The sequence below is a fragment of the Campylobacter concisus genome, from assembly GCF_050447485.1.
GTDB lineage: Bacteria > Campylobacterota > Campylobacteria > Campylobacterales > Campylobacteraceae > Campylobacter_A > Campylobacter_A concisus_BQ.
On sequence record NZ_JALMFY010000001.1, the window covers coordinates 1,647,969 to 1,659,958 of the forward strand.

The following is an 11,990-nucleotide window of genomic DNA, read 5'->3' on the forward strand; positions in this document are numbered from 1 at the left end:
TTTAAAAATTCTCATAGGGTTTAGTTATGTCAATTTACTTCTATCAGGTCTTTTTAGCCCTCCTTGGATTTACGCTTTTTGCTGCCTTAAATAACAATGGCAAAAGTTTAAAAACGATCTTTTTACCGTCATTTCTTGGCGTTGTTGCTGGTGTGCTTATCTTTAAAGCTGCTCGTCATGCGCTTGTTGATGACCAGTTTAAAATTTTCATAGATTCTGTGACACTGGTTTTTTTACTAATTAGCATTTTATGGATATTTTTCGAGCTTAAGATAGCAAAAATCGTAACATTTTTTATTTTAGGCATCGGCTTTGGCTTTGGCTATAGCTCAAGTAGCGCTTTGTTCCCGTTATTTGGCGGCGAGCTGCTTGACACGCTTTCAGTCATTAGCTTCTTTTTGATGATCTTTGCGATGATCTTGATACTATTTTTATTTTTCTTCATTTCAAATTTAAAAGCAAGCATCCCATCATCAATAGCTAAAATTTTAGCTCTTATCACATTAGTATTTTTGCTAGTTGATAGAAGCTCACAAACTGCACTCGAGCTTTTACGTGCAGGCGCTTTAAAGATAAGTAGCGAGTTAAATTCTCAAATTTTATCTATCAGCGCAAAAGGCATCTACGTCACAGAATTTAGTGCCTATTTTTACATAGCAGTGATCCTTCTTTTATGCATCATCGCGCTTTGCTTTGTGCCAAAGAGTATCGATAAAAGTACGTTTGGCTCCATCAAATACCGCTTTACAAAAGCCATTAGGGAAAATGTCTTTGACAATGCAAAATTTGCATTTTGCAGCGTTTTAATAGCGCTTGGATTTTCACTTTATTTTGATCTTTACGCATCTCGCCCACCTCAAATTTCAGAGCCGGTCTTGGTTGAGCCAGTGGGAGATAAATTTATATTTGATGTTGATATGCTAAAAGATAACGAACTTCACAGATTTGCCTACATCACAGATGAGGGCAAGCAGATAAGATTTTTCTTGCTAAACCGTTTTAGCGACCGCCCATCTCCAGTCATCGTCTTTGACTCGTGCATGATCTGCGGCGACATGGGCTATATCAAGAAAGGAAACGACCTTATCTGCATCTCTTGTAACGTCAGAATTTTCTTACCGTCAGTTGGCAAAGAGGGCGGTTGTAACCCGATCCCTATGGCATTTACCTTTGATGGTAAAAATATCATAGTTGATTACAAAACGATCGTCGCAGGGGCAAACTACTTTAGCAAGGTCGTCGAAAAGATGGTGCTTGACCCAGTTAGTCGCAAAAAGGTGAGCAATCTTGATTCAAGATCATATTTATACTACGGACGCACATATTTCTTTGAGAGCAACGAAACTCAGGCGAAATTTGAAGCAAATCCAGAAAAATATGTAGAAACAAATGGAACGTTAAAATGAAAAATATGCAACTAAGAATGATAAAAAGCTCGATCACGGGCTCAAAGGTGCAAAAGACGATGGCGTTTATCACCATCTTGCTAGCTGCTCTTTTGATAGCTTGCATGCTAAATATCACGCTTAAAATCGGCGATCAAGTGGCAAGCGAGCTTAGAGGCTATGGCTCAAATATCGTCGTTTTACCACGCGGTGAGAGCCTAAGCATCGAGATAGAGGGTAAAAATTTCACCCCACTAAAATCACAAAATTTACTCCCAGAGGCTGATATTTACAAGATAAAAGAGATCTTTTGGAGAAATAACATCGTTGCCTTTGCGCCGTTTCTAGAGACAAAGGTCAAAGATGAAAAAGGTAATGAATTTAGCTTTGAGGGAACATATTTTGACAAAAATATTGGACTAAAAGATGAGCCAGAATTTAGCACAGGCGTTAAGAGCTTGTATGGGTTTTGGGGTGTTGAGGGCGTTTGGCCAAAAGATGAGAGCATGGATGAAATTTTAGTAGGAGATGAGCTTGCAAAGGCTAAAAATTTAAAAGTTGGCGACAAGCTTAGCCTTGTGGGCAAAAATGGCACAAGAGAGGTTAGCGTAGTTGGCATCTTAAAGGGTGCAGGCGACGAGACGCATAAGCTAATAGGCTCGCTCAAACTTGCTGGCGATCTCTCAGGTCACGCTGGCTCATATACAAAAGCTGAGGTCTCAGCCATGACGATCCCAGAAAATGACCTATCGCTAAAAGCAAGAAGAAATTTAGACAACCTTGATAGCGCAGAGTATGACAAATGGTACTGCTCAGCTTATGCAGGATCGATCGCATTTCAGATAGAAGAAAATTTACCAAACGTTAGCGCAAAAGCAAGCCTTCAAGTAAGCGATGCTGAGAGTAATATCGTAAAGAAAATTCAAAGCCTAATGGGCATCGTTAGTATCATCGCCCTTGTGGTCTCAGCTATTGGCATAACGTCGCTAATGACAAGTGAAATTTACCGCCGAAAAAAAGAGATCGGCCTTTTAAAAGCCATAGGCGCAAGCAACTTTGAAATTTACGCCCTTTTTGCTAGCGAGAGCCTTGTGGTTGCCTTTTTTGCAGGCATCACAGGAGCATTTTTAGGATATGCGCTAAGCTACGTGATGTCTTACATTATCTTTTCTCACGGCATAGGCATAGCATGGATCGTGCTGCCAATTAGCGTGGCATTTGCCTTGCTTATCTCAGTCGTTGGCTCGCTAATGCCAATGAGAAATGTCATAAATTTACTACCTGCGGAGGTGCTATATGACCGCAAATAGCAAATTCTTTTACAACCTGATCTACAAAAGCCTAAAAAATGGCTCATCAAGGGTTATGGTCATCGTGATCTCGATCTTGCTTGGAGCGTGCGTGTGTGCGGCATTTGTCAATGTCTATCTGGACATCGACTCAAAGGTCTCACGCGAGCTAAAAACTTATGGTGCAAATATGATCTTTGCTCCAAAAGATATGGCGACAAGTGATGATATGAGTGAAAAAACTTATAATGAAATGATCGCTAAAGTGCCAAAAGATAAGCTTCTTGGCGAGAGCGGTTATCTCTTTGCTCAGGCAAATATCGGTCCGACAAACGCCATCGTCATGGGGACAAAATTTAGCAATCTAAAAAAGGTAAAGCCGTTTTTGGATGTTAGAGATGGAACTATGATAAATGTCGATTTTGACGATAAAAACGTGCTAATAGGCGTCGATCTTGCTCGTCAAGCTGGCTTTAAAGCAGGCGATGATATAGAAATTCGTGCCATTGGCTCAAATGAGAGCATAAATGTAAAGATAAAAGGCGTAGTGGCAAGTGGCGACAAAGAGGACGCTCTTTTGATCACGTCACTATCTTTGGCTCAAAAAATTTCAAACAAAGTTGGCAAGATAAACTATGCTGAAGCTGTTGTGCTTGGAAATTTTGACGAGATAACATCGCTTGCAAAAACTATAAGTAACGATGAAATAGTCGCAAAACCAGTGGCAAAGGTCTCAAAGTCTGAGGGCTATATCTTAGAAAAGATCAAACTTCTAATGGCGCTTGTCAGCCTTGTCATCTTGCTCATTACTTCAATGTGCGTAAATACAACGCTTAGTGCTATCTTGCTCTCTCGATCACGTGAGATCGCACTTCTTAGAGCCATAGGTGCAAGCAAAAAAGACGTGCTAAGGCTGTTTGGCTTTGAAACATTTGTGACAGCGCTCATCTCAGCGTTAGTTGGAGCGTTTTTAGGTTATCTACTAGCTCAAATTTTAGGTTATGCGATATTTGATTCTAGTATTGATTTTAGAATTCTAAGCATCCCAGTAGCTGTGGTCATATCACTTCTTTTTGCAGCGATCGCAGCGTTTTACCCGATTAAGCGGGCACTTAATAACAAAATGGCAGATACACTAAGAGGAGAATGATATGCAAAATGCACTAGAACTTAAAAATATTTGTAAAATTTTTGGCGATGTAAAAGCACTTGATGATATAAGTTTTGAGGTTAAAAAGGGCGAGTGGGTCAGCGTCATGGGACCAAGCGGTAGTGGTAAGAGTACTCTTGTAAATATCCTTTCTCTAATGGATACTCCAAGTAGTGGCGTTTATATGCTTGGCGGCGATGATGCGAGCAACCTAAATGCCGATGATACGCTTAAATTTAGACGTGAAAAGATCGGACTTGTCTTTCAGCAGTTTCACCTAGTGCCATATCTTAGCGCACTTGAAAACGTGATGATAGCGCAGTATTATCACAGCTCAGTTGATGAAGAGGATGCTAAAAAAGCCCTTGAGGCAGTTGGCCTCTCTCACAGGCTAACGCACAGACCAAGTCAGCTAAGTGGTGGCGAGCAACAACGCCTTTGTATCGCGCGCTCGCTCATAAACGACCCTGAAATTTTAATAGCAGATGAGCCAACTGGTAACCTTGATGAGGCAAATGAGAGGATCATACTTGATCTATTTTGTAAGCTAAGAAAAGATGGCAAGACGATACTTCTAGTCACGCACAATCCAGATCTAGGCGAATATGGCGATAAGATCGTCTATCTAAGACACGGCAAACTAGAGAATATCCGCACTATCGAAAATCCAAAGGTGCCAAATGCGATATAAAATTTTACTTTTATGTCTAGTCTCAGCCCTAGTTTTGGGCTGCGTCAAGCAGTATGAGAAGCACCACATCACGCTAAACGACTCAAGTGGCATTGATACGCAGTTTTTTCCTACTGAGAAGCGCCTAAAGATAGGCGATAAGCCTTATATGCTCTTTTTCTTTGGCACGGACTGCGGGGTGTGTAAGGCTGCGATCCCTGATCTAAACGCACTTGAAAAAGAGTATGGCAAAGAGGTTCAGTTTATTGGCATTTTAGGACCTAGCAAGGGCTTTGATAAAGATATCGAGCTTTTAAAAGAACACAACATCACCTTTAAAACTACAAGTGACAAGGTTTCGGTGGATTACTTCAGCAAGGCAGTTGGTGGCGTTATGGGCGTGCCGGTTATCTATTTTTTTGATAAAGATGGTAAGATGCGATCAAAATTTATCGGTCTTACACCAAAAAGTGTGCTTGAAGGTGCTATAAGATCGCTCTTATAGGAGTGAAGATGAGAAATTTATTTTTATTTGTCCTGGCGTTATTTTTTGTCGGATGTGCTAGCAGTACGCCAAATATCTCGGTAAAAACGAGCGATCCGATCTTTTTTACACTTGGTGAAGCAAACAAAAGCGTCTATGTAAATTTTAAAAATAGCGCGACTGGACAAGATGTAAATGCTGAAATTTTAAGCGAATTTACAAAGGCTGGCTTTAGAAATGAGCCAAATATCAAAAATGCTGACTTCATCATCCTTGGCGACGTGCAAAGCTTTTCTAGGACAACCAAAAGAGATCCTAGATTTTCAATGGGTATGGGATATGGCTTTGGCAGACCAAGTTTTGGCTTTGGCTACTCGATGTTTTTCCCATTTGGTTATGATGATTATGATGACGACTTTAGCACAAACAGCTATGCTTACTACATGCAAGTAAGCGTGCTAGTGCGCCCAAAAGATGGTGGCGAGAAAGCGACAAATATCTCGCTCATGCAAGCTGGCAATGTCTATTCGCCAAGCTACATCTGGCCATTTTTCAAAGAGCGCCTAGCAAAACAGATCGTTAGCTTTTTTTATAACGTCTCACAAAGGTAGAGGAATTTAGCAAAATTTAAAAGGAGTTAAGATGCTAGTTGATGGAAGCTACGAAATTTTATCTTGTGATGATGTGGAGCTTGGCATAAAAAGAAGCTCTGCTTTGTCTTTTTATGCCTGTTATGACGATGTCAAGGAGGCAAAAGCACTTCTAGTCATCATCCCTGGGCTTGGAGAGGACTCTGACTCTGGCTATAGAACTCATCTTATGAAGACCATGGTAGAGAGCTATGATGTGGCTTGTATTAGTGTGGATTATCACTGTATAGGCAATCGCCCACAGCTTGGGGCAAAATTTGGACTTGATGATCTAGATCGCGCAATACTAATAAAAGAACTGGCAAAGATCGGTATAACTTTACCTATTGATTTAAAAATAGTTGACAACTATGATAAAACCTCTGTTTTACTTAAAAGTCTTAGTGAGGAGATCACTATTCGAAAAGAGAACGGAGTCTTGCCAGGTGATTTTAGTTTAGATATCAGTATGACTATGCTGCCGACAAAAAACGAATATCAAAATTTTGGCGTTATGCAGGCAATGGATGTGCTAAATGCCGTTCTTTATACAAAAAAATATATAAATAGTGCCAAATTTGAACATCTGCCAGTGATAATGGTAGGCAGCTCGCATGGTGGATATTTGGCACATATGTGCGCTAAGATAGCTCCGTGGCTAGTTGATGCTGTGATAGATAATAGCTCATATGCAAAATTTTTATGGCGACTTATTGGTTTTGGTAAAGAGATTGATTTTACTAGTTATCCTTGTTTTAGCACTGACACTTTGTATCAAAATTTATGTCTTTATTTTTTTGATAAGACCTACTGGACACCTAATGAGAAATCACCATATTATTTTATCGACGCAAGAGAAGAGATAAGAAATATCCTAAATTTAGATCATTTAAATGTTCAAAACAACTATAAAAAGCCAGTTTATGTTAGCTACCACTGCATTTATGACAAAGAAGTAGCCCCCGCAAAGGATAAAATTGAGCTTTACGAGGCTCTTAAAAAGCTTAAATTTGACGCGACGCTTCATATGATAAAAGATGAGAGTGAGGTTGATGGCAAATTTATAAAGTCTCTAACTCACGGCATGGGGATGTCTTATAAACTGCTTTTGCAAAGAGAGCTTCCTGGCGTTATGAAGAAAATCTTGTCTAAAAAAGATAAAAAAGATAAGAACAATGAAAGATGCATAGAGTATAAATGCGGCAATTTGCTTTATAAATTTAGTGAAGTCTCAGATCAGATAAGGCTTGAGGTTGCTAATATTTAAATTTAGAGCCGTTTTTATCTAAAGCTAGAGGCTAAATTTAAGCTCCTAGCTTTAAATTTCTTTAGTTATCTATCATAAAATCATAAAATTCGTTGTTATATCCTACGTTTCCTGCTTTGCTGTATTGTATAAGTGCTGCTTTTATGTTATCAATTTGCTGATACATAAAGCCAAGGGCGGCTCTGTTTTCAACAGCGCTTGGATCATTTAGCTTTGTAAGCTCCAAAAGTGCGATCGCATTTGCTATTTTGTTCGCTCCAGTGGCAGCCACAGAGGCTAAAAATAGCGTTCCAGCGTCATTTATCTTAAACTCGTCTATGACTTCGTTATAAAGCTTATAGCTCTCGTCAAAGTCATTTGTAAAGATATCCACGTATGCTAGAGTTTGGATCAAATTTATATTCTTTGGCGCGCTCTTTAGCTCGGCTCTTAGCCTATCGCGCTCCCTTGTTAGCAAGCCTGAGATCTGAAGTAGCTTAATGTACTGCTTTTTGATGATATCAGCGCCGTGATAAAAGGCATTTGAGTCGAAATTTTTATCGTTAAAGTAAATTTGTATCGCTTTTGCGTACTCTTTGATGTTTTGATCTTTGTTTTTAGAGATGAAATTTAAGATATTTGCGATGATGTCGTTTGGCAAGATTTTCATGAGTTCATCAGCTTTTTTTGACATTAGCTCATCGTTGTTTGAAATTTTAGCGGTGATGATATCAAAGGCTAAATTTAGCGTCGTAGGCTCTTTTGGCTCTTCAAGCCACCTTATCATCGCACTTTGGTTGCCGCTAACTAGGCTTAAAAGCGAGGCGTATAAATTTACAGGCTTTAAGCTCTTGTCGTTTTCTAAATTTTCACCGATCTCTTCAACTAGTTTTGGATTTAAATTTCTATTTATATCCATGCAGATCGCACCAAAGATGCCTGAAAGATGGTTATTTACATCCTGATGGTAGCTTGCTATAAAGTGCTTTGCAGCAAGGCTAAAATTTCCAAGCTGAGCGTAGCTAAGAGCTAGGTTATACTGCAAGATAGAGTGGTTTGGATAGGCTTTGGCTAGCTCTTCAAAGTCCTTGTTTGCCTCTTTTAATCGGTAGTTAAGTGCCTTTGCGATGGCCTCGCTAAGTTTGGCATTGACCTTTGAGGCGGCGGCACTTTGGCTAAGGTAGTCGTTTGCCGCTGAGGTGTCATCTAAAAAGACGCTAACTCCGCCTTTTCTTATCTGCTCGATGCTTTGTTTCGCGTCAAAGACCTTATACGGCGCAAAGTAAAATAGCGTCTCGTAGCGCCTTGTTCTGTCAAAAAACATATCGTCGCTAAAGTGCGCCTGAGCTAGGCTGACGTCAAAGAGATCTGGCTTTAGTATGGTCTTTATCTTGTAAATTTTGCTTGGCATCGAGGCGTTGTAGTCATAAACGTCTTTGATAAATGCCGCTGCGTCGCCATAATCAGCAGTCTTTAGATCGATTAGCGCCTCAGTCATCTTGATAAGATCGATATTTGGCGTATTTTTAGAAGCCTTTGTTAGATGGTCCCTTGCCTTGTCGTATTTGCCAAGCCTTGCATAAAGCTGTGCTAGTGTAAAATCAGCCTTAAAGGCCTTTTGCTCTTCTAGCTTTGCTATGGCTTTCTCGTCATCTCCAAGAAGCGATAAAATTTTGGCGCTCAGGTAGGCATACTCGCCCTTGTAGTCATCTGTGCTAGGGTGAGAGAGAGCTTGCAACGCCTCGTAGTAATTACCCTTGTAATAATTAACCAGTGCATAGTAGTAGCTGTAAAGTGGCGAGCTGTTTTCATACTGCAAAAAGGAGTCGGCAAGCCCTATGTAGTAGTTGAAATTTTTGGTGTTATTTAGCTCAAGTGAGCAAACAGCGGCGTTTATGGCGCTAACTGCGGTGTTTTCTCGGTCAGTTATCGCTTTGTTAAACGAGATGATCGCCTCGTCACATTTTTCTTGTTTCATCTGTGAAACGCCGAGGTTGTAGTTTGAAAGTGACTGGTTATAAACAGCTATGTTTTCATAAATTTTTAATGCTTCAAATTTATTGCCACGCTCATAAAGCTGGTTTGCCTTGTTTATCATCTCATCGATCTTTGAAGCGCCAAAATTTTGCGTTTGGTAGTTGTTTTCTATATTTTTTACGATAGCTGTAGTGTCTATCTCCTCTTTTTTATCTTTTTTTAGCAAGACGATTAGCAAAACAGCGATCAAGATGACAAGCACCAAAGCAGCCACACCTATGATGATAAAGAGCTTTTTCTTGCTCTTTTTTACTGGTATCGGCTCTGGGATGCTCTCATCTTGAAGCACGCCCTCATTTGCGATGCTCTCAAGAGAGACGATCTCTTCAGGCGCCTCGGTTTTTGCCTCCTCAGGCGCTTGCTCTGCTTGCTCGCCAGGTGGTTTTAGAACTACAACCTCGTCATCAGCCACTATATATACCTTTTAAGAACTTCTGGAATTTCGATAGTGCCATCAGCCTTTTGGTAGTTCTCCATTATCGCTATTAGCGTCCTGCCAACTGCCAGACTTGAGCCATTTAGGGTATTTACAAGCATATTTTTCTTGCCATCTTTAAAGCGAATTTTCGCTCTTCTTGCTTGAAAATCACGAGTGTTAGAGATAGAGCTTATCTCGCGGTATTTGCCCTGACCTGGTAGCCAAACCTCAAGATCTACCGTCTTTGCTGCGCTAAAGCCTAGATCGCCGCTGCAAAGAAGCATGTGGCGGTGAGGCAGCCCAAGGCTAGTTAGTAGGTCGCTCGCACAAGATATCATCTCAGCAAGCACGCCCTCGCTTTGATCAGGTTTTGTGATGCTTACGAGCTCGACCTTTTCAAACTGGTGCTGACGGATCATGCCTCTGGTGTCACGTCCTGCTGAGCCTGCCTCTTGGCGGAAGCATGCTGAGTAGCAAGTCATCTTTATAGGTAACTGCTCGGCTTCAATAATGGTGTCATTGTATAAATTTGTCACAGGCACTTCGCTTGTTGGGATGAGATAGAGGTCTTCGTCGCGCACCTTGTAAAGATCCTCTTCAAATTTAGGTAGCTGACCAGTGCCAAAAAGCGTGTTTGAGCTTACTAGATAAGGGACATTTACAAGCTCAAAGCCGCGCGCGCTGTTAAAGTCGATCATGTAATTAACAAGCGCTCTACTAAGCCTTGCTCCCATGCCGCGAAGCACGGTAAAGCGAGATCCTGAGAGCTTTGCGCCTCTTTCAAAGTCAAGCCAGCCAAGGCTCTCGCCTAGCTCCCAGTGCTCTTTTGGCGTAAAGTCAAATTTAGTTGGCTCAAGCACCGTTTTTATGCAGACATTATCGTCCTCGTCCTTGCCAAATGGCACATCATCGTCAGTGATATTTGGCACGTTAAATGAAATTTGCTCAAGCTTTTCTTCATATTGTTTAACGATCTCATCAGCGTCAGCAAGGGCAGCTTTGTTTAAATTTAGCTCACTCTTAAGCTCGCTCACGTCCTCGCCGGCTCTTGCTTTTACGCCAAGCTCTTTGCTCTTTGCGTTTTGGATCGCTTGGAAATTTTCAAGCGCTTTGCGCTTTTGCTTTAGCTCGTTAAAAGTGTGCAAAAGCTCGTCTAGCAAGCTAGCTTTAACGTTTTTGCCCTCTAGTTTTTTTACGAATTCATCGTAGTTTGTCTCAAGTAGTTTTAAATTTATCATTATCCTCTCCTTAAACCATAAACATAACTTTTGCAAGCAGGACGATTAGCACCGCAAGCGTAAGTGCGATAGGGTGGATGTTGCCAAGTGGGCTAGGGCGCTTAAATATAAATTTGCAGCTTAAATTTACTATTACCGCAGCCACGATTACCATCGCTAAGAAAAATTTGATCATAAAAGCTTTATTACCGATCCAATTGCTTATCATTATGCCACCAGTTAGAACTAAAAGTAGCAGACAAATAGGCATGATCCTAACAGCTACCGAGCCGATGGCTTGCTTTGCCTTTTGCGCAAGCTCTGGTGGCATCTTTTTACTCGCCGCTCTTAAGATGATCACATCAAAAAATAGGTAGCCAACAAATATGATCGCACAAAAAAGATGGACTATCTGTGCGTATGGGTATAAATTTTGCATTTTTTTCCTTATCTGTAAATTCCAACTGCTTCACGCACTTTTTCTATCGTTTCGTGAGCTATATTTTGAGCTTTTTTAGCGCCTAGATCTAAAATTTTAGCCACCTCGTCAGGATTATTTTGATAGTGCTCAAATTTCTCTCTTGCATCTTTAAAATAGTCCCAAACAAGCTCGTTTAGATAGGCTTTAAAGTGTCCGTGACCCTCGCCGCCACGCTCATATCTTGCCTGCAAGTCGCGCTGTCCGTTCTCGTCTAAAAATAGCTTTGCGATATTATAAACGTTGCAGTTTTGCCACTGCTTTGGCTCTTCAAGCGGCGTGCCGTCAGTTACGATGCTAGAAATTTGCTTTTTAAGCGTCTTGGCATCTGCGAAGATATCGATCGTATTGCCATAGCTCTTACTCATCTTTTCGCCGTTTGTGCCAGGCACGGTAGCGACATTTTCATCGATCTTTGCTTCAGGCAGAGTGAAAATCTCGCCATGTTCGTTGTTAAATTTGATCGCAATATCACGCGCGATTTCTACGTGCTGGATCTGGTCCTTGCCCACAGGCACGACCTGCGCGTTATAAAGCAAGATATCAGCCGCCATCAAAACTGGATAGCTAAAGAGTCCGTGGTGCGAGCTAAGGCCCTTTGCGACCTTGTCTTTGTAGCTGTGCGCGCGCTCAAGTAGGCCCATAGGCGTGTGCTGGCTTAGTACCCAGTAAAGCTCAAGCACCTCTTTAACGTCACTTTGCACCCAGAAAATGCTCTTATTTGGGTCGATCCCAAGCGCCAAAAAGGCACACGCAGCGTCAAAGGTGTTTTGCTTTAGCGCCTTTGCCTCGCTAAGACTAGTCATCGCGTGGTAGTTTGCTATAAACATAAACATCTCGTTTTGCTCTTGCATATCAACCATCTGCTTTATCGAGGCAAAATAGTTGCCTAAATGCAGCTTTCCGCTTGGTTGGAGGCCGGTTAATACTCTCATCTTATCCTTTCAAATTTTGGCATCGTTTTTTGAGCGTCTTTAAATGAGTTTG

The 11,990-nt window shown here is 41.1% G+C and carries 11 protein-coding genes; 7 read left to right on the forward strand and 4 right to left on the reverse strand.

The features are described from left to right. The first annotated feature begins 26 nt into the window (after positions 1–26). The 7 genes from MTT29_RS08325 to MTT29_RS08355 are packed head-to-tail and all read left to right on the forward strand — an operon-like array spanning position 27 to position 6,874. Entirely contained in the window at positions 27–1,406 is a 1,380-nt protein-coding gene (locus tag MTT29_RS08325) for a Fe-S-containing protein (RefSeq protein WP_103620870.1), read from the forward strand. Further along, on the forward strand, positions 1,403–2,695 hold the full coding sequence (locus tag MTT29_RS08330) for an ABC transporter permease (RefSeq protein WP_429800317.1): 1,293 nt from the start codon (positions 1,403–1,405) through the stop codon (positions 2,693–2,695). The genes MTT29_RS08325 and MTT29_RS08330 overlap by 4 nt, the downstream gene beginning before the upstream one ends. Further along, positions 2,682–3,824 carry an ABC transporter permease gene (locus MTT29_RS08335; RefSeq protein ID WP_009294898.1) on the forward strand — a complete coding sequence of 381 codons (1,143 nt, stop codon included), beginning with the start codon at positions 2,682–2,684 and terminating at the stop codon, positions 3,822–3,824. Before MTT29_RS08330 ends, MTT29_RS08335 begins: the two co-directional genes overlap by 14 nt. Position 3,825: 1 nt before the next feature. After that, positions 3,826–4,515, forward strand: a complete 690-nt coding sequence (locus MTT29_RS08340) for an ABC transporter ATP-binding protein (RefSeq protein WP_103576199.1) — start codon at positions 3,826–3,828, stop codon at positions 4,513–4,515. After that, positions 4,505–4,999: a TlpA family protein disulfide reductase gene (locus MTT29_RS08345; RefSeq protein ID WP_021084538.1), complete on the forward strand. Its 495-nt coding sequence runs from the start codon at positions 4,505–4,507 to the stop codon at positions 4,997–4,999. The genes MTT29_RS08340 and MTT29_RS08345 overlap by 11 nt, the downstream gene beginning before the upstream one ends. A gap of 8 nt (positions 5,000–5,007) precedes the next feature. Beyond that, positions 5,008–5,589: a hypothetical protein gene (locus MTT29_RS08350; protein ID WP_429800318.1), complete on the forward strand. Its 582-nt coding sequence runs from the start codon at positions 5,008–5,010 to the stop codon at positions 5,587–5,589. 31 nt (positions 5,590–5,620) lie between these two features. Further along, positions 5,621–6,874 carry a DUF2920 family protein gene (locus MTT29_RS08355; protein WP_429800319.1) on the forward strand — a complete coding sequence of 418 codons (1,254 nt, stop codon included), beginning with the start codon at positions 5,621–5,623 and terminating at the stop codon, positions 6,872–6,874. A 61-nt stretch (positions 6,875–6,935) separates the two neighbouring features. Here the strand turns inward: MTT29_RS08355 and MTT29_RS08360 are convergent, their stop codons facing one another. The 4 genes from MTT29_RS08360 to trpS are packed head-to-tail and all read right to left on the reverse strand — an operon-like array spanning position 6,936 to position 11,938. Further along, complete coding sequence (locus tag MTT29_RS08360) at positions 6,936–9,302, reverse strand: tetratricopeptide repeat protein (RefSeq protein ID WP_429800320.1); 2,367 nt, start codon at positions 9,300–9,302, stop codon at positions 6,936–6,938. Next, the gene (gene serS / locus MTT29_RS08365) at positions 9,302–10,546 is read right to left on the reverse strand and encodes a serine--tRNA ligase (RefSeq protein WP_429800321.1); all 1,245 of its coding nucleotides are present in this window, start codon (positions 10,544–10,546) and stop codon (positions 9,302–9,304) included. Before serS ends, MTT29_RS08360 begins: the two co-directional genes overlap by 1 nt. Before the next feature lie 10 nt (positions 10,547–10,556). After that, on the reverse strand, positions 10,557–10,964 hold the full coding sequence (locus MTT29_RS08370) for a copper resistance protein CopD (RefSeq protein ID WP_149716020.1): 408 nt from the start codon (positions 10,962–10,964) through the stop codon (positions 10,557–10,559). A gap of 8 nt (positions 10,965–10,972) precedes the next feature. Further along, the gene (trpS, locus tag MTT29_RS08375) at positions 10,973–11,938 is read right to left on the reverse strand and encodes a tryptophan--tRNA ligase (protein WP_149716021.1); all 966 of its coding nucleotides are present in this window, start codon (positions 11,936–11,938) and stop codon (positions 10,973–10,975) included. Between the last annotated feature and the right edge of the window lie 52 nt (positions 11,939–11,990).

Coding starts and splice junctions, on each gene's coding strand:
- MTT29_RS08355 (WP_429800319.1), top strand. CDS start 5,621: ATGCTAGTTGATGGAAGCTACGAAATTTTATCTTGTGATGATGTGGAG.
- MTT29_RS08350 (WP_429800318.1), top strand. CDS start 5,008: ATGAGAAATTTATTTTTATTTGTCCTGGCGTTATTTTTTGTCGGATGT.
- serS (WP_429800321.1), bottom strand. CDS start 10,546: ATGATAAATTTAAAACTACTTGAGACAAACTACGATGAATTCGTAAAA.
- trpS (WP_149716021.1), bottom strand. CDS start 11,938: ATGAGAGTATTAACCGGCCTCCAACCAAGCGGAAAGCTGCATTTAGGC.
- MTT29_RS08370 (WP_149716020.1), bottom strand. CDS start 10,964: ATGCAAAATTTATACCCATACGCACAGATAGTCCATCTTTTTTGTGCG.
- MTT29_RS08335 (WP_009294898.1), top strand. CDS start 2,682: ATGACCGCAAATAGCAAATTCTTTTACAACCTGATCTACAAAAGCCTA.
- MTT29_RS08345 (WP_021084538.1), top strand. CDS start 4,505: ATGCGATATAAAATTTTACTTTTATGTCTAGTCTCAGCCCTAGTTTTG.
- MTT29_RS08340 (WP_103576199.1), top strand. CDS start 3,826: ATGCAAAATGCACTAGAACTTAAAAATATTTGTAAAATTTTTGGCGAT.
- MTT29_RS08325 (WP_103620870.1), top strand. CDS start 27: ATGTCAATTTACTTCTATCAGGTCTTTTTAGCCCTCCTTGGATTTACG.
- MTT29_RS08330 (WP_429800317.1), top strand. CDS start 1,403: ATGAAAAATATGCAACTAAGAATGATAAAAAGCTCGATCACGGGCTCA.